Annotated in this window: 10 protein-coding genes, 1 tRNA gene and 1 pseudogene; 5 read left to right on the top strand and 7 right to left on the bottom strand. The window is 61.4% G+C overall.

All coding sequences use genetic code 11. The features are described from left to right. Positions 1-93 precede the first annotated feature (93 nt). Positions 94-1,119, bottom strand: coding sequence for a succinylglutamate desuccinylase (gene astE, locus ACTG19_RS20535; RefSeq protein ID WP_201989090.1), 1,026 nt, complete (start codon positions 1,117-1,119; stop codon positions 94-96). Positions 1,120-1,411: 292 nt separating this feature from the next. Next, positions 1,412-1,621, bottom strand: a complete 210-nt coding sequence (locus ACTG19_RS20530; RefSeq protein ID WP_005337823.1) for a DUF1127 domain-containing protein — start codon at positions 1,619-1,621, stop codon at positions 1,412-1,414. 525 nt (positions 1,622-2,146) lie between these two features. On the opposite strand from ACTG19_RS20530, the gene ACTG19_RS20525 reads away from it, so the two are divergent. Continuing rightward, positions 2,147-3,040, top strand: a complete 894-nt coding sequence (locus tag ACTG19_RS20525; RefSeq protein WP_201989088.1) for a DNA replication terminus site-binding protein — start codon at positions 2,147-2,149, stop codon at positions 3,038-3,040. A gap of 156 nt (positions 3,041-3,196) precedes the next feature. On the opposite strand, the gene ACTG19_RS20520 is transcribed toward ACTG19_RS20525, so the two are convergent. The 3 genes from ACTG19_RS20520 to ACTG19_RS20510 all read right to left on the bottom strand — a co-directional run bounded on the left by ACTG19_RS20520 (position 3,197) and on the right by ACTG19_RS20510 (position 9,315). Beyond that, positions 3,197-7,072, bottom strand: a complete 3,876-nt coding sequence (locus ACTG19_RS20520) for an SNF2-related protein (protein ID WP_439989513.1) — start codon at positions 7,070-7,072, stop codon at positions 3,197-3,199. A 432-nt stretch (positions 7,073-7,504) separates the two neighbouring features. After that, on the bottom strand, positions 7,505-8,590 hold the full coding sequence (locus tag ACTG19_RS20515; RefSeq protein WP_439989512.1) for an ATP-binding protein: 1,086 nt from the start codon (positions 8,588-8,590) through the stop codon (positions 7,505-7,507). Beyond that, positions 8,587-9,315 (bottom strand): response regulator, encoded by a 729-nt coding sequence (locus tag ACTG19_RS20510; protein ID WP_113739168.1) that lies wholly within the window; start codon positions 9,313-9,315, stop codon positions 8,587-8,589. The genes ACTG19_RS20515 and ACTG19_RS20510 overlap by 4 nt, the downstream gene beginning before the upstream one ends. Positions 9,316-9,472: 157 nt before the next feature. Between ACTG19_RS20510 and ACTG19_RS20505 the strand changes: the two are divergent. Continuing rightward, positions 9,473-10,629, top strand: a pseudogene (locus ACTG19_RS20505) (efflux RND transporter periplasmic adaptor subunit). A gap of 15 nt (positions 10,630-10,644) precedes the next feature. Further along, positions 10,645-13,779, top strand: a complete 3,135-nt coding sequence (locus tag ACTG19_RS20500) for a multidrug efflux RND transporter permease subunit (protein WP_439989511.1) — start codon at positions 10,645-10,647, stop codon at positions 13,777-13,779. An 86-nt stretch (positions 13,780-13,865) separates the two neighbouring features. On the opposite strand, the gene ACTG19_RS20495 is transcribed toward ACTG19_RS20500, so the two are convergent. Continuing rightward, a tRNA-Ser gene (locus ACTG19_RS20495) sits at positions 13,866-13,955 on the bottom strand. Positions 13,956-14,393: 438 nt separating this feature from the next. On the opposite strand from ACTG19_RS20495, the gene ACTG19_RS20490 reads away from it, so the two are divergent. Next, positions 14,394-15,302 carry a L,D-transpeptidase family protein gene (locus ACTG19_RS20490; RefSeq protein ID WP_234923082.1) on the top strand — a complete coding sequence of 303 codons (909 nt, stop codon included), beginning with the start codon at positions 14,394-14,396 and terminating at the stop codon, positions 15,300-15,302. 39 nt (positions 15,303-15,341) lie between these two features. Beyond that, the gene (locus ACTG19_RS20485) at positions 15,342-16,328 is read left to right on the top strand and encodes a DUF481 domain-containing protein (protein ID WP_113739163.1); all 987 of its coding nucleotides are present in this window, start codon (positions 15,342-15,344) and stop codon (positions 16,326-16,328) included. A 116-nt stretch (positions 16,329-16,444) separates the two neighbouring features. On the opposite strand, the gene ACTG19_RS20480 is transcribed toward ACTG19_RS20485, so the two are convergent. Further along, positions 16,445-17,860: an SLC13 family permease gene (locus ACTG19_RS20480; protein ID WP_113739162.1), complete on the bottom strand. Its 1,416-nt coding sequence runs from the start codon at positions 17,858-17,860 to the stop codon at positions 16,445-16,447. Positions 17,861-17,939: the final 79 nt, after the last annotated feature.

Below are 17,939 nucleotides of genomic sequence, written 5' to 3'. Positions count from 1 at the left end.
GGCTAACCGCTGCTGTGTCTGAGCCACCGACTAAAACAATGGCTTGGCGCCGCCTGCGGATGCATCACCGCTCTGCAGGCAAAGCTATCACCGCTATTCCCAGAGCCTTGTCGGCACCACCATCAGCACGGTGCGCTGGCCGATCGCCACATTGGCATTGGGGAAGACCACCGCCTCACGCGGCTTCTCGACCGTGTAGCGCAGCTCGCCATCCTCGGCCAGCACGAACCCTTGGGGGAATTCGGTGAAGTTGTCGACATCGCTGGCGAACAGGAAGCGAAAGTCCGCCGATTTTTTGGTGATCACCCGATCGATGGCAAACAGGGTGAAATCATCCGCCCGCCACGGCTCCAGTGCCACTTCATCCTGAGTGACCAGCTCCTGCAGCGCCTGACGGGTTTCGATAAAGCGGGTCATGTCGTTCTCGCCAAACGGGCGTACCTTGCCCAGCTCCACCGTGAAGGCATGGGCGCCATGCTGGCGGGAGCTATAGTAGCTGAAGGTCGTGGTCGGGCTGGCGGAGAGCAGAATAGTACGCACCCCGCAGGCGCCGAGGAACTGCACCTGCTCGCGGCAGTGAGGCCGCTCGTGGGGGAAGGGGTAGACGGCAAACTTCTCGTGGCGCGAACCGCGAATGGCGGTGTGCAGGTCGTAGTGGTAACGGGGACGAGCCGGATCGGCAAAGAAGCGGCTCACATACTGCTCAAGGCGCATGGCGCGGATCCGCTCCCGATTGCAGAGCCCCTCCCCCTTGCTGTGTGCTCCGGAGAAGAGCCGGTTCATGTTCTCCTCCACCTCCCGCAGCCCCAGATTCATCGCAGCCGGATTGCCAAACAGGAACAGCACCCGATGACGGGCGCTCAGCTCGCCTGAGAGCAGACGACTCAGAAGCTGGTTGCAGATCTCGATGGGAGCGGTCTCGTTGCCGTGGATGCCGCAGGAGAGGACGATATCCTTGCGTCCTCCCGGCTGGTCGCCCGCGCCACTGGCAGGCTCCAGACAGAGCACGCCCGTATCCCAGACGCTGACCCGCGCACCATCGGGCAGGGCAAATTCAAAGGGCTCAAGCTGCCACTCACGGCTGCGGGTCAAGGTCAAAAAATCGTGCTGGGGAATCATCCGTCTCACCCTCTTGCGCTGGAATACTATGGCCGGATTATACGCAAGGCATCGCGGCTTAAAATCGTTTTTTAAACAAATTCAAACATTAACGATACAAGTATGATAACAATCGAACGACGACAGCAATGGCAGTAGCAATGTGGAATAAAGAGGAGAGGAAAAAGGACCAACAAATAACAGGGGGAAAACGGGGGATATAAAACAGACAATGACAGACTTGGCGGCCGGGCGCCACGGGGCAGAACAGCAAACGACTCAGCAGAAAAACAAGGCATCCATGCCCGGCTGATCAACCACGCCAGAACGGCTTGGTGGTCTCTTGATAACGGTCAGCTTCGTTCAGGCCGATGTCTTTGAGCAGGTACTCGGGCAGCTCGGAGAGCTGGCGACGGCTGCGGCTGCGCTCCAGCCAGGTCAGAACGGTCATTTTAACGCGAGCAACCAGATTCAATTGGCTGGAATGCTGGTAACCGGTTTCGGTATAAGTCATGTTGGCCATGATGTGGCTCCTCTGAATATTTGTTTACGCACTGAGCTTTATTTGATGCGCAAAGCTTAGTCAGGGAGCAGGGCCGACTCAATTGACGAATTTTGATACGTTACATTAGTAAATCTAATGTCTAAAAACAGCAGGATTTAATTTTAACGCTTTGATTTTAAACAAATAATTATTTTAACGGTTGGCCAGCAGAGTCGCACAGCATATTGTGCTGCATGGCACCCATCTATATATGCATTTTACTGCTTTACATATGCAGGGATGGACAAGGTGTGAACAGCTGGCAACAGCGGAGTTACACATGGTTGTTAATTTAATGATCTTGCAGTGATCTTTATTTAACACAATGAAACATAAATAAAACCAGCACCGCATCCCCATTCAGAGGCGCACATTGCCCCCTCCCCAAAGTGCCTCTTGGCACTCCAACCGCATGCTGGTATGTTTATTTATACAGTAGTTTTGCTACCCGCAGCGATGTCATACCTGATGTCGTCAACAGTGGGTCAGACCACAGGATCATCGATGGATACCTTTACCCCGACCGCCGCCCTGCGTCAACAGATGGCCGCCATAGAAGCCTCTCTCAACCAGCTGGCCGATCTGCTTGGCCAACTCGATCTGCAGGAGGCCCATGTCTATCCCCTCCCCCCGGTGCCACAGGGGGAAGAACACGACCCGATCGAACAAATTGAGGTGGGCTATCTCAACGGTGAAGCCGCGCTGGCGGCCACCCTCGCCGCTTATCGGGACCACAGCGCCCGTCCCGGCTGCTCCACCAAGGCGACTCATCGGCTGCCCGGCTGGTTGCGCTTTCCTGCCGCCGCAGCCCCCTTGCTGCAACCGCTGATCGACCAAATCAACCAGCACAAGCTCGATTTCAAGGCGCTGGTGCAGCAGGCGGGGGGACGTGACGAGAAGTTCGAGCTGGTACATACCGCTCTGCCCGGGGTGATCACCCTGCAGGTCTACCGCAAGCTGACCCTGTTGGCGGGGGAGCTGCAATCCCTCGGCTTTACCTGGGCTGATAAGCAGACCATCAATCGCCTCAGTCGCGAACAGGTGCTTGAGATGCTGGAGCGCAGCCGCCGCTACATACCGGCCCTCTCCAACAACGAGGAGTGGAGCAAGATGGTGGATCAGGAGGTGTACGACATTCGCCGTCTGCCCGCTGATGCCGAGCTGCGGATCCGCCGCCCGGTCAAGACCCACCCGATGATCAACCTGCTCTGGCTGGAGCGCACCCCGCGCAAGCAGCAGATCAAGGCGAGCCTGCCTCTGCTGCTCTGCTCGGATACCCCGCCCGCGGTCACCCATCTGGGCAACTATCCCCCCAAGAGCCGACAGGCTCGGCGAGATCGCAAGATTGGCGGCGAGCCCATCATCGAGCGGCTGCACCTCTATCTCTATCAGGGGTGACTGGATCAGGGATAGCTGGTTCAGGGATAACCGGGCCGCCTTGCCGCGATAAACGAAGTATCCCGCATCAGCACCCCAAATAAGAAAGGGGAGAACATCTCTGGATGTTCTCCCCTTTTCTGTATCGATAGACGGTATGTAAGGCGGCGTCGCCAATCAGCCCATCAGCAGGGCCCGCAGGCTCTCCACATCCAGCCCGCGCACCTCGGACTGGCCGCTCAGCAGGCCATCGGCCAGCGCCCGCTTCTCGTCGTGCAGGGCGACAATCTTCTCCTCCACCGTCTGCTCGCACACCAGCCGGTACACGGTCACCGGCTGGGTCTGGCCCATGCGGTGGGCCCGATCGCTCGCCTGATCTTCCACCGCCGGGTTCCACCAGGGATCGAGGTGCAGCACGGTATCGGCCTGGGTGAGGTTGAGGCCGGTCCCCCCTGCCTTGAGGCTGATGAGGAACAGCGGCACCTCCTCATGACGAAAACGCAGGATGGAGTCCTGACGGGACTTGGCAGAGCAGCCCCCATCAAGATAGCAGTAATCCCAGGATTTTTGCTCGATGCGGGCACGCAGCAGGCTCAGCAGATCGACGAACTGGCTGAACACCAGCACCCGATGACCGCCGTCGATCGCCTCTTCCAGCAGGGCCATCGCCTCGTCCAGCTTGCTGCTGGTCTGCGACCACTCGGGCATCACCAGCTCCGGTGAGCAGCAGAGACGGCGCAGCCGGGTCAGGCCACTCAGTACATGCATCAGGGCGCGACCATCGGCGCTTTGCACCTGCTGCACCACTTCCCGCCGGGTCGCCTCGTAGAGCTGGCGCTCTTCGGGGGAGAGGCTGATGTGGTGGATGATCTCGGTCTTGTCCGGCAGCTCGGTCAGCACCTGCTGCTTGAGACGGCGCAGGATGAAGGGGCTGATCACCGCCCGCAGCAGTGCCATGTGCTGGGGATCCTTGACCGCCTTGCCAAAGCGACGTTTGAACTCGCCGAGGCTGCCGAGCAGCCCCGGGTTGATGAAGGTAAAGAGGCTCCACAGCTCCCCCAAATGGTTCTCGATGGGGGTGCCGGAGAGGGCGAGGCGAAAATCGCCGTCGAGCTGGAACAACAGCTTGGCGCGCTGGGTGCCGGCGTTTTTGATCTGCTGGGCCTCATCAAGCACCATGGAAGACCAGCGGCGGGACTTGAGCGCCTCCGCCAGGCTGCCAAGCATGCCGTAGTTGATGAGGATCACCTGACCGGCCTTGGCCTCGCGAATAATCCCCTCCCGCTCGGCCGGATTCTCGAACACCACCACATCCAGCTCGGGGGCGAAACGGGCCACCTCCTCCTGCCAGTTGGTGACCACTGACTTGGGCACCACCACCAGCGCAGGGCCAAGGTGCTGGCGCATCCGCAACACAATCAGCGCCTGCAGCGTCTTGCCCAGACCCATGTCATCGGCCAGACAGGCACCAAAACCGTGATGGGCCAGGGTCGCCATCCAGCGCACCCCCTCTTTCTGATAGTCCCGCAGGGAGGTAAGCAGCTCGTCCGGGCACTCGACCTCCTGCTGCCACTCCTGCTGCAGGGATTGCCACGCCGCATCCCCTTCGGTGGTAATGACCGAGAGCAGACGAGTGAGCGGATAGGCCAGCTTGTTGTTGATCCGCTGCTCTTCATCGAGCATGGCCCCCAGCATGGTGAGCCGCTCCACCAGCTTGTCGCTCAGCATCAGGCTGGTCTTCTCGTCGAGCTGAACGGTGCGCTGCCCCGGGGTCATCTGGCGCAGAATAAGGCGCAGGTCGAGGATCTGGTGCTCATCGAGGGCCAGTGCCCCTTCGACCTGGAACCAGTCCTGCCGCCGCTCGATGCGCAGGCTCAGGGCCGCTTCATCAAGGCTCTTGAGACGGGCGCTGTCCTGATGCCAGTGAATGACCACACCGGCATCCACCAGCTCGGGCAGGGCATTGACCAGCGCCAGCGCCTGCTCCCCCTGCAGTAGCCACTCGCTGCCGGGCAGGCCGATGGGCAATTGATTGCGCAGCAACTGGGCCTGCAGCTTCTCGGCCCCGAGATCCCGCTGCCAGTAGTGGTACGCCTTGATCCCCTGCCGCACGATCGCCTCCCCCTTGCCAAGGGGCTGGGGCGGCAGATCCTCAAAGCGGGTCACCAGCTTGACCGACAGCTGGCCATCCTGCCAATCCAGTTGCACCGAAGGAATGCCCGGCCAGGGAGCCAGTTCGGCGTTGCCGCCAAGCCCCGCAACCTGACTGTGCCAGGGCAACTCGGGAATAGCGTCCAGGGTGCGTTGCAACTCGGCCAGCCCCTCGGCGGGCAACAGCGGGATGGATTCGAGCGCTGGCAAGCGGTCGAGCAGCGGCTGCGGAGTGAGGATCAGCTGCCACAGGTCCTGCGCCAGCGGCATGATATGGGCCCCGCGGGCGGCCGCATCGGGGCAGAGCTGCGCGCTCATCCCCTGTTCGGTAGCCACCACCTGCAGCAGGGGGGCACTGATGGCCAGTTGCAGCTTCTGCCCCTTGGCGTTGAACAAGCGGGGGTGATCGGCCAGCGGCGCCCAGACATCCCGCGGCAGTCGTCCCATCACCCGTGGCAGGGTGCGAACCAGTGCCCAGTCGTGCTCGTCGAGCATGGCGGCATATTGGGTGGAGAGCAGGGCCGGATCGACCCGGCGACCGGCGGTCCACTCCCCCTTGGTACTGAGTTTCTGGATCTTGCACTCCAGCTCGGGGCCGTCAGCATGGAGCAGCCACACCAACCGCTCCTGCGGCTTGCGTACGCCACTGGAGCGTCCCAGCCCCTGCAGCCAGTTGAGCCAGCTGGCAGAGGCCGCGGTTTTATCCTCGTCCCCGTCATCATCCTGCTCGTCACTGCCCTCTTGCGCACTCTCCTCACTGCCGCGCAGCTGGCACAAGGGCGCCCCTTTGGCCACCTCGCCCAACAAGATGCGCAGCAGATCCTGACAAAACGCCATCAGGCGATGATGGGGCTCGGCATCGAGCAAATGGGTGAGATCCCACTTGTGCAGCATGGCCACCTGCGGACTCTGGGCACCGTGACGGGCCAGCGCGCAGAGATCGAGCCAGAGGTAGCCCCAGTGGAGCTCCTCCACCGGCAGTTGCAGGGTATCGAACAGGCCGACCGCCTGACCGTGGCGATCACCCGCCCACTGGCTGAGCAGGTCGGCAAGCAGGGGGAACTGGCCGGTCAGACTGCGCTGCCACTTCTTGCGCTGTTCGCTGGCAATGACGGGATCAGCCTGCTGCAACCAGCCAAGCCAGAGCAGGGCACTGAATGAACGGGGCCACTGGCCCGCCTCACCCTCATCGGTTGCCTGCCACTGGCCCAGCGCGGTGAGCAGTCGCTCGCCAAGCGGGCCGCTCTGGCTCTGCTGGGCCAGCGCCTGCAGGGCCGGCCAGCCGGGGGCGGCATCCTGGTCCTCGCCGATTGGCAATGTGCTCTCGCCATCCCCGCAGAGCCAGCGCCACTCCGCCTCGAACGCTTTGGCCCGAGCTTGCACCTCGGGAGCGCAGCGCACCAGCGCATTGGCCAGCGGCCAGCGCTCTTCATAGGGGGCATCAAGCAAGAGTTGCAGCGAGAAGTGCTCCAGCAACATTTGCTGCCAGGCGGGGCTGGAGCCCGCCAGCAACTGGTGAGCGTCCGGGGTATCGAGCAGGGTCAGCAGATCGCTGGCCGAGAAATAGGTCGGGATCTCCCCCGCCTTGCCGCGGCAGAGCTCGCGCACCACCGCATGGGTGAGATCCTGCCCGGTCAATGAGGGCACCCGGCTCCAGTCCGGCGCCGGGCAGAGACCGGCACGCACCCCCAGGATCAGCGCCAACGTCCCCTCGGCGGTCAGGCTCCACTGCTGCTCCCCGCGTAATCTGACCAGCCCCGCATCCTGCAATCGGGTCAGTTTATCGATCAGGGCATGGCCTATCGCCAGTTGTTCTTGCAGCAAACGGGTACTGGCAACGCGCTGCAATTGCAGGGTGGCGAGCAGGGCATAACTATCCGAAGAGAGGGTGGACGCAGACATCAAGACTCACGGGCAAGTGCAAAAGCGGAATTTTAACGGTAAAGCGCCAGCGGCTCGACCCTTTACCGTGAAATAACTCAAAAAAAAACGGCCATCCATGATGACCGTCGAAAGTAACGAAGGAAATAGCCGGATCATCCGGTTACCTCCCACAGCGGGAAAATCGGGAGCGCTAGCCCCTAATTCGTGGAGCCAATGCTAGAGGTTGGCGCCCGAAAAAGCTTTGAAGCGGATCACAGTTGAAAAGGATTTCTGAAAACGGTTTCAATTTTTAGCGGCAAAAAACCGTGATTTCGCGCCAAATGAACCATGTCCCAACCCCTCCTGCTCACCCGGCACAAGCGGTAGAAACCCCTATGACGGTCGCTTGTCGAACGCCCCTGTGCGGGCAGCTGTCAGCTGTATAGCTTCATCAGAACCTGCCCCCCTAGGCTAGATTTCAGGGCCACCGGACATGGCCGAGATGGGCCAGGAGAGCACGAATCGGCTCCCTCCCCGTCCGGTAGCTTGGCACACCGCGCTGCCGCCGTGGGCCTCTGCAATCGCCTTGACCACGGCGAGTCCGAGTCCGCTGCCGCCGCTCTTGCGCGAGCGTGACGGATCTCCCCGACGAAACGCATCGAAGATGCAGGCGGCGATCTCCTCGCTGATGCCTGGCCCCTCATCTTCCACACTCAGGACGCACACACTCTCCGAGCGATACAGCCGCACGGTCAGCAGGCCCGGCAGCGCGTGCTTCTGGGCATTTTCCAACAGCGCCATCAGAGCCTGACGGATACGAAACAGATCGCAGCAGACATGAAGTTCGCTATCGAGCTCCCGCTGCAACACAAATCCGCTCGCCGCCAGAGGGCTGGCAAATGCCTCAAGCACCACGGCAAGCTCGTCGGCCAGCCTGACCTCGGTCCGCTGTAACTCCAGATGGCCGCTGTCGTTGAGGCTCAATACCCGCAAATCCTCGATCAGGTGATTGAGCCCCTCCACCTGACGCAGCAACCCCTCGAAGAGTTCGCTGCTGGGAGGAAATACCCCTTCGGCCAGCCCCTGCAAGCGGCCGCGCAAAATGGTCACCGGAGTGCGCAACTCGTGGGCAATGGCGGCATTCCAGAACTCCCGCTCGCGGGTCATGCTCTGCAGCCGCTCGGCCATGGCGTTGAAGTCGCGCACCAGTTGCGCCGTCTCCCCGATCGCCTGCTCATCCTCCGGCACACGGGCATCGAGTTTGCCCTCGGCCACCTCACGCAGGCTGGTTGCCACCGAGTTGAGGGGAGTCAGGATGCGGCGAGAGAGGCGAACCGCCACGTACAGCGCCATCCCCAATGCAATGAGAATGGTGGAGCCGATCCATAACATCTCGACTCTGGAGGGCACCCAGGTCTCGGAGATGCTGCCCGGCACAAACGCCACGGCGATGCCATAAAACACATAGGTGCCGATCACCGCGAGGGAGATGATGCCAAGCGTCATCAAGCCCAGAGAGCGGATGATCTGCCTGCGAAGGTCGGGCGCCGATTTCATGCATCGCCCCCGAAGCGATAGCCAACGCCCCAGACACTGGCGGGGACCCCCTGAATGCCGTGTGTCTCCAGTTTTTTGCGCAACTTGCTGATGTGGCTATCCACAGTGCGCTCCTGGGTATCCCCCTCCGGCAGGCAGTGAGTCAGCAGTTCGGCGCGGCTGAACACCCGTTTCGGCGCCCGCATCAAAGAGGCGAGCAACTTGAACTCGGTCAGGGTCAGCTCCAGCACCTGCTGCTGGTCATCGCGGAAAATGCTGGCCTCGTGGCTCTCCAGATCGATCTGAAACTGACCGACCCGCAGCACGTTCGCCGTGGCAGGCTTTACGGCCCGGGAGCGCCGGAGCACGGCCTGCACTCGCGCCACCACTTCGGCCGGATTGAAGGGTTTGACCACATAGTCATCCGCCCCCATGCGCAGCCCCATCAGCTTGTCGAGATCCTGATCGAGGGCGGTCAACATGATCACCGGCGTGTCGCCGCGCGCCCGGATCTCGCTGAGCACCTGCCAGCCATCCAGTTGCGGCATCTGCACATCCAGCAGCAGGAGGTCGGGTTTGAATGCCTGATGCATGGCCAACGCTTCACGGCCATCGGCGGCGTGCAGGGAGCGCAAGCCATGACGTTGCAGGTAAGCGGCGAGGATGTCGGCGATCTCGGCTTCATCCTCTGCAATCAGTACCAGTGACTGGCCCGCCGGGCTGGCGGGAGCATTGAGATGGGACATAGTCGGACTCGAAAAAAGGTGGCGTTGAACTTTATCATCGCCTCCATGGATTCTCCACAAAGCCTCGAATCATTCGCAATAGCCCCTCGCCATAATGGCCGCTCGATGCACTTTTCGGTCACATCACACCGGAGAGACGGTTTAACGAGGTGAGTGGATGATGTTTGTAAAACAGCGGTATGCGGGCGCCCTGCTCGCCGTCATTGCCGCATTCGGGTTGGCGGGTTGCGATGCCGCACCGCAAGAGCAGGAGGCACCCGCCCTGCCTCAGGTGTCGGTGCTGACTCTGACTGGCCGGGAGCTTGTCATCAGCGAGGATCTGCCCGCCCGGGTGGCGGCACTGCGCAGCGCCGACATTCGCGCCCAGATCAGCGGCATCGTGCAGCGCCGCCTGTTCGAGCAGGGCGCCGAGATCAGCGCAGGCACAGTGCTGTTCCAGATCAACCCGGCCCCCTTCAAGGCCGATGTCGACAGCGCCGCCGCCGCATTGCAACGGGCCGAGGCGGTGCTGGCCCGCGCCCGCATCCAGATTGACCGCCTGAAGCCGCTGCTGCGCACCGACGCCATCAGCCGCCAGACCTATGACGATGCGATCTCCCAGCGGGATCAGGCGGCCGCCGATGTAGCCCAGGCCAGGGCGACTCTGGCCCGGCACCAGCTGAACCTGCAATTTGCCAGCGTGGATGCCCCCATCGCCGGACGCATCGATCAGGCGCTGGTGAGTGAAGGGGCTCTGGTGTCGCCAACCGATGCCACCCCCATGGCCCGGATCCAGCAGATCGATCAGGTCTACGTCGATGTGCGCCAACCGGCCTCGGTGCTGGAATCCCTGCGCCAGCAAGCTGGCTCAACGGCACCGGAACTGGCGGTGGAAATACTCGGCAGCAATGGCAAGCCGCTCGGCATGCAGGGGCACATCCTCTTCTCCGGTATCGAGGTCGATGCCGGAACCGGCGACGTGCTGCTGCGGGTGCTGGTGGATAACCCTGAGCGGCGGCTGTTGCCCGGCCTCTATGTGCAGGCGCGCATCCCCCGTGCCCGCTATGCCAACGCCCTGAGCGTGCCCCAGCAGGCGGTAGTTCGCACCTCGGGTCAGAGCAGCGTGTGGGTGGTGGATGGCCAGGGGCAGACACAGCTGGTTCCGGTCAACACCGCTGAACTGGTGAATAGCCAGTACCGCATCGCGTCCGGGCTCCGTGCCGGGCAACAGGTGGTGATCGAAGGGATCGACCGTCTGACCCGGGGGGTCAGGTCATTGCCTCCCCCTGGCAACCACCCGCTGTCAGCCAACCGGCTGACGGTGGCATTCGCTGAATCGGAGAGTTATCCATGCCGCAGTTTTTTATCCATCGCCCGGTGTTTTCCTGGGTGATCGCCCTGTTCATCGTGCTGGCAGGGGTCATCGCCATCCCCAAGCTCCCCATCTCCCGCTATCCCTCGGTGGCGCCGGTGTCGGTGACCCTCTATGCCACCTATCCGGGCGCCACGCCGCAGACCCTGAACGATGCGGTGGTGAGCCTGATCGAACGCGAGCTGTCGGGAGTGAAGAACCTGCTCTACTTCGAGTCGTCGGTGGACGCCTCGGGCAGCGCGCAGATCACTGCCATCTTCAAGCCGGGCACCGATCCGGAGCTGGCCCAGATGGACGTGCAAAACCGCATCAAGGCGGTCGAACCTCGCTTGCCACAAGCAGTGCGGCAAACCGGCCTGCAGGTGGAGTCCGCCTCATCCGGCTTTCTGATGATGGTCGGCATGACCTCACCGGATGGCCGCTTCGATGAGGTTGCCCTCAACGACTACATGGCACGCAATATTGTGCAGGAGCTGCGCCGCATCGACGGGGTAGGACGAGTGCAACTGTTCGGCGCCGAGCAGGCCATGCGCATCTGGGTAGATCCGGCCAAACTCGCCGCCTACGGGCTGACCATCAGCGAGGTGGCGCAGGCCATCGAGCAGCAGAACATCCAGATTGCACCGGGGCGCCTCGGCGACGAACCCGCCCTGCCTGGCCAGCGCCTGACGGTTCCCCTCACGGTTCAAGGCCAACTGACGACCCCCGAGGCATTCGCCGCCATCGTGCTGCGAGCCGGTGGCGATGGCGCCAAGCTGGTGCTGGGTGATGTCGCTCGGGTCGAGCTGGGGGCGCAATCCTACGCCTTTTCCAACCGGGAGAACGGCGTGGCCGCCACCAGCGCCGCCATCCAGCTCTCCCCCGGCGCCAACGCCGTGCGTACCGCAGATGCGGTGCGCACCCGTCTCGCCCAGCTCGCCCCCACCCTGCCGGCGGGCATGGCCTATTCGATCCCGTTTGACTCGGCCCCCTTCGTCAAGGTCTCCATCGAAAAGGTGATCCACACCCTGCTGGAAGCCATGGTGCTGGTGTTTCTGGTGATGTTTCTCTTCCTGCAGAACCTGCGCTACACCCTGATCCCGGCCATCGTCGCCCCCATCGCTCTGCTTGGCACCTTCGCGGTGATGCTGCTGGCCGGTTTTTCGATCAACTCCCTCACCATGTTCGGCATGGTGCTGGCCATCGGCATCATAGTCGACGACGCCATCGTGGTGGTGGAGAACGTCGAGCGCCTGATGGCCACCCGGGGGCTGTCGCCCCGTGAGGCGACCTCGCAGGCCATGAAGGAGATCACCGGGGCGGTGATCGGCATCACCCTGGTGCTCACGGCGGTATTCCTCCCCATGGCGTTTGGCAGCGGCTCAGTGGGGGTCATCTACCAGCAGTTCACCCTGTCGATGGCGGTGTCGATCCTGATTTCGGCCTTCCTCGCCCTGACCCTGACGCCTGCACTCTGCGCCACCCTGCTGCGTCCGGTCAGTCCGGATCATCATGAGAGGCGCGGCTTCTTCGGTGCCTTCAACCGGGGTTTCGAGCGGTTCACGGCAGGCTACGGTGCGCGGGTAACCCGGCTGGTCGGGCGCAGCGGACGGATGATGGCAACCTTTGCCGCCCTCTGCGCCGTGCTGGCCATCGCCGCCGCCCAGCTGCCTTCCTCTTTCCTGCCAGACGAGGATCAGGGCTACTTCATGACCTCCATCCAGCTGCCGACCGGCGCCACCAGCGAGCGTACTCTTGAGGTGGTCAAGGCCTTCGAGGCTCACGTCGCCTCTCGCGAGGCGCTGGACACCAACCTGGTGGTGCAGGGCTTCAGCTTCTCCGGCGCAGGCCCCAATGCCGCCATGGCCTTCACCATGCTCAAAGATTGGGATCAGCGTCATGGCGCCATGGCAGCCGAAGAGGCAGATCTGGCACAAGCAGCCATGGCAAATATTCCTGAAGGCACGGTAATGAGCCTGCTGCCGCCCGCCATCGACGAGCTGGGCACCGCCTCCAGCTTCACCCTGTTCCTGCAAGACAGAGCCAACCGGGGGGAAGCCGCGCTGCTGGCCGCTCAGGCCCAACTGCTGGAACTGGCCGCCAACAGCCAGGTAGTCAGTGATGTGTATCCCGACAATCTGCCTCCCGGCGAGAGCATTCACCTCGAGATCGACCGACAGAAGGCCGAAGCCATGGGACTCTCGTTCGCCAGCGTAAGCAGTACCCTGTCGGCCGCAATGGGGTCGCTCTACGTCAACGACTTCCCCAACGGCGGGCACATGCAGCAGGTCATTCTGCAGGCCGACGCGTCGGCGCGCATGCAGCTCGATGACGTGCTCGGCCTGCGGGTGCGCAATGCCAGCGGCGGCATGGTCCCCTTGCGGGAGGTGGTGACACCGGAATGGCGCGAATCGCCGCAACAGATGATGCGCTTCGATGGCTTCCCTGCCGTGCGTATTGCCGGGGGGGCTGCGCCCGGCATATCCAGCGGAGCGGCGATGGCGGAGATGGAGCGCCTGGTGGCGCAATTGCCGCCAGGCTTCGCATTGGCCTGGACGGGACAGTCGTTGCAAGAGCGCCAGTCGGCCGAGCAGGCCCCTCTGCTGATGCTGTTGTCGGCGCTGGTGGTCTTCCTGGTGCTGGCGGCACTCTATGAAAGCTGGTCGATCCCGCTCTCGGTGATGCTGGTGGTGCCGCTGGGCATGCTCGGTGCCGTCGCGGCCGTGATGCTGCGCGGCATGCCCAACGACGTCTTATTTAAAGTAGGCATGATCACCATCATCGGTCTGTCGGCCAAGAATGCCATCCTCATCGTGGAGTTTGCGCGCCAGTTGCAGAGCGAAGGGCGCTCACTGCTTGATGCAGCTGTCACTGCTGCCCGCCTACGCCTGCGCCCCATTCTGATGACGTCACTGGCCTTCACCCTCGGGGTGGTGCCCTTGATGCTCGCCAGTGGCGCCAGCGCGGAGACCCAGCACGCCATCGGCACCGGCGTGTTTGGCGGCATGATCAGCGGCACCCTGCTGGCTATCTTCTTCGTACCGGTCTTCTTCGTCTTCGTCATCGGTACCCAGGCGCGCATTCAAGCCTGGCGGGCACGGCGAGCATCCAACAGCATTCATCCGGATCGATGACCACAGATACACTGGCGGCCGGATAGTCCCTCAGCACATCACCAAAAGAAAAAGCCCAACCTGCTAAACAGGTTGGGCTTGGTATGTGGCGGAGAGACAGGGATTCGAACCCTGGGTGGCATTTCTGCCACAATTGATTTCGAGTCAATCCCGTTCGGCCACTCCGGCATCTCTCCGTGGGGAGAGATTTTTACCCAAGCTGGGCCGAGGATGCAATAAAAATTTCTTAGATATCAAATGGCTGAATCAGATATCTGGGAGCAGGCTCACAATGCGGCGCGTGATGTTCGCGTTGCGAGGCCGCCCTGTATAGCCCTGTGTCCACCCGCTCACACACCCGGCCATTATCCATATCGTGATATTAACCCATTGCCATGAGGCGTCTCTTTTTCCTGCTTGGCGCTCAAATTTATGGGTGATGCCGATTTTGGCAGGTTTCCTATGTATCCCCACATCATTGCGAGTGCGCGGCAAGCTGGTAATCATGGGCTGATTGAGGAACAATCGCGCCATCCTGGCGGCTGTGTTGATGATGTTCCGCCCCGATTGAACTGATGGATCTTCTTATGCGATTGCCGAAACTCAAGCCCCTACCCTTAACGCCCGCCCTTTCCATGCTGCTGGCAGCGATCCTGCTCTGCGCGGCGCCGGCAGAGGCCAAACGCTACCAGCTGCCACCTGCCGGGAGTCGCCTCATCGGTGAGCTGGAGGATTACATCATCCAGCAGAATGAACATCTGGAACTGGTTGGCAAAAATACGCAAATTGGATTTTTGGCGCTGCTTGAGGCAAATCCGGGTGTAGATCCCTATTTACCCAAGCCGGGTACCCGCTTGACGCTGCCCACCCAGATGCTGCTGCCAGATGTGCCTCGCGAGGGGATCGTCATCAATCTGCCAGAACTGCGCCTCTACTACTTCCCCCAAGGGAAGAGCGAGGTCATCGTGCTGCCCATCGGGATCGGTGATATCGGCCGTGAGACACCCGAGATGACCACCACGGTCATCGAGAAGAATCCCAACCCGACCTGGGTGCCCGGCCCCATGGTGCGCAAATCCTGGCTGGAGCAAAAAGGGATCACCCTGCCCGCCGTAGTGCCCCCCGGCCCGGAGAATCCCCTCGGCAAGTTCGCCATGCGCCTTGGCTATGGCAAGCGCGACTACCTGATCCACGGCACCAACAAGGATTTTGGCGTCGGTCTGCGGGTGAGTGCAGGCTGCATCCGGCTGCGACCTGACGATATCGAGGCCCTGTTCAAGATTGTGCCGATCGGCACGCCGGTGCGGGTCATTAATCAACCGGTCAAGGTAGCCATCGAACCGGATGGTCGCCGCTGGCTGGAGGTACACTCCCCGCTCTCCCGCACCGAAGAGGAGCTTGAAAATGGCGCCCCGCTGATGCTATCACCGGCCGTAGAAAGCTTTATCAGCGCACCTGATGTGATGCAGGATGAGGTGACGGCGGCGCTGGAGAGCAAAAATGGCCTGCCCCGCCCCATCAGCAGCCAACTTGTCAGTGGCTAAGTCACCAGCGCCCGAGTCACACCGGAGTCACCTTACCTCATGAAATTCCTGCCCCTCCTACTCCTGTTGGCCTGTCACTCCTTGTGGGCCAAAGACATTCTCTGGATGAACAATGGCGATCGTCTGACCGGTACCATCGAAGAGATTGGCGATGAGTCGGTACGCATCTCTTTGCCCTATACCGGTGCCGTTACCGTCAAGCGGGATGCCATCAAGCGCTGGCGACTAGAGCATCAGGATAAACCCAAGGCGACCGCCAAAGGTGGATTCACCCTGTTCAAGGATGAGCAGGATGAACGCAAGGCCTGGCTCTGGACCGGTAGTGGCGATCTCAACATCAAGCTCAAACACAAGGACAAGCACACCAACAACGTCAACTTCAAGGGCAAGACCGAGTTGGCCAATCTGGACTGGCGCTACAGCTTCTCCGGAGAGTACTCCTACGAAACGTCTGACAGCGTCACCGATAACCACGACTACAAACTGAACCCGACCATTGACTACTTTTTCGATCAGCAGTGGTTTTTGCGCAGCTCGCTCAATGCCGAATATGACATGCTGGAAAGCAACTACCTCAGCCTCGACTATGGTACCGGGCCGGGTTACCGCTTCTGGAACGAGAAGCGCCGTCGGCTGGAGTTCGTAGCACAAGGGGGTCTGCGCAAGGCCTACTTCAGAGAAGAGAGCGGGATTGGGTTGCTCTTCAAAGGCAACCGGATCATCGACTACCCCTTTGCCAGCATGAACTGGGATTATCGCCAACCCATCCCGATATGGCGGGAAAAACTGGAGCTGTTCAGTCAGGGGCGCTATCTGCTCTATCTGGATCAACCCTCCCCCTATATCACTCTGAATCGAGATGTGGCTGGCAGCGTGGGCTTGCGCTACTACTTCAACGACCACCTGCGCCTCTCCTGGTCGAGCGAGATGGAGTGGGAAGATGGCGAAGTGCATTTCGTCGGTCTCGAGCAAAAGTACAAAGAGACCGAATTCAGGCACCTGCTCAATCTGGGCGCCAGTTTCTGAGTCAACTGCAAACAGAAAGAGGAGCCAAGTCGGCTCCTCTTTCTGTTTTGGTCATCACCTGCCATGGCACTTCTCCGATGATGGAGCAGGCAACAGATGAGAAACCGGCCGTACGCTCAGATCAGTCCCCAAGCGGCAATCTGGTAGATCCACACCATCGCCAGCAGGGTGCCAACCAACCCCATGATGACGCCGATGCGCACCATCTGGTGACTCTCCACCAGACCGGTGGCGTGGGCCAGCGCATTGGGCGGGGTACTGATGGGCAACGACATCCCGAGCGAAACCGAAATGGTGACCGCCAGGATCAGGGTGTGACTGCCGCCCCACTCTACCAGCTCCGGCATGCTGACCGCCAGCGCTGCCACCAGTGGCAGCAACAGATTGGCGGTTGCGGTGTTGGACATAAAGTTGGCCATCACCACTGCCAGCAGACAGGCGCCGATCAGCACCGCCAGCGTGGAGTATTCGTGGAACGGAATATGGGTGATGAGCCGCTCGGCCAACCCGGAGTCCTCCAGCGCCAGCCCCAGCGCGATACCGCCCGAGACCAGCCAGAGCACATCGAGAGAGATCTTGTGCAGATCGTCCTTGGTGATGATGCCGGTGGTCAGGAACACAGCTACCGGGATCATGGCGACCACGTAGGAACTCATGCCATGCAGATCCCCCAGCAGCCAGAGCACTATGGTGGTGATAAAGGTGAGGTAGACCACCCAGGCGCGGGGGGTCTGCATAAAGCGCCCCTCAATCTTGAGATCCATCCGCTTGAGGGTGCTCGGGAAGAAGCGCCCCAGCAGGAACCAGCCAAGCAGCAACAACAGCACCACAAAGGGCACCGCAAATCCCATCCACTGGCCGAACGAGATGGCATGCTCGCCGGTCAGGTATTTGAGGGCCACTGCGTTGGGCGGAGTGCCGATGGGAGTGCCGATCCCGCCGAGGTTGGCCGCCAGCGGAATGGCCAGCACAAAGCCGATTTTGGCCGGGTCCTTGTCGGGGAACGCCGCCAGCACCGGGGTAAGGATGGCCAGCATCATGGCGGTGGTGGCGGTATTGCTCATAAACATGGAGAAGGTGGCGGTGATCAACATCAGCCCCAGCATGACGATCCGGGGATCCTGACCAAACGGGCGCAGCAACACCCGCGCCAGATTGACGTCCAGATGGTACTTGGTCGCCGCAATGGCGAGGAAAAAACCACCGAGAAACAGCATGATAACCGGCGAGGCAAAGGTCGCCATCACCTCGGTGGACTTGAGCAGCTCACCAAACCCCGGTTCAGCCTTGTCGGCAGTCATGAACCAGAGCCCCTTGTCGGAGAGCAGCAGCAGCTCCAGCACGATGATCAGCACCGAGGTAGCAAAGATAGGGATGGGCTCCAGGATCCAGCAGAGGGCGGCCAGCACGAAAATGGCCACGACCCGCTGCTCGATGACGGTGATCCCCTCCAGCGGGATCCAGTGGGTCGGGATCAGCAGGATGGTGAGGCTCAGCAGCAGTGGCAGAATAATCTTGTTATTGATGGGCACTATTGTCTCCAGGATCGGGAGTAAGAAACCAATAGTGGCATAACATGCTATCGCCTCACGCGGCCAACTCGCCAAAATG

The sequence above is a fragment of the Aeromonas sp. 3P genome (assembly GCF_051919745.1).
Classification (GTDB): domain Bacteria; phylum Pseudomonadota; class Gammaproteobacteria; order Enterobacterales; family Aeromonadaceae; genus Aeromonas; species Aeromonas veronii.
This window is presented reverse-complemented; position numbering and strand designations above follow the sequence as displayed.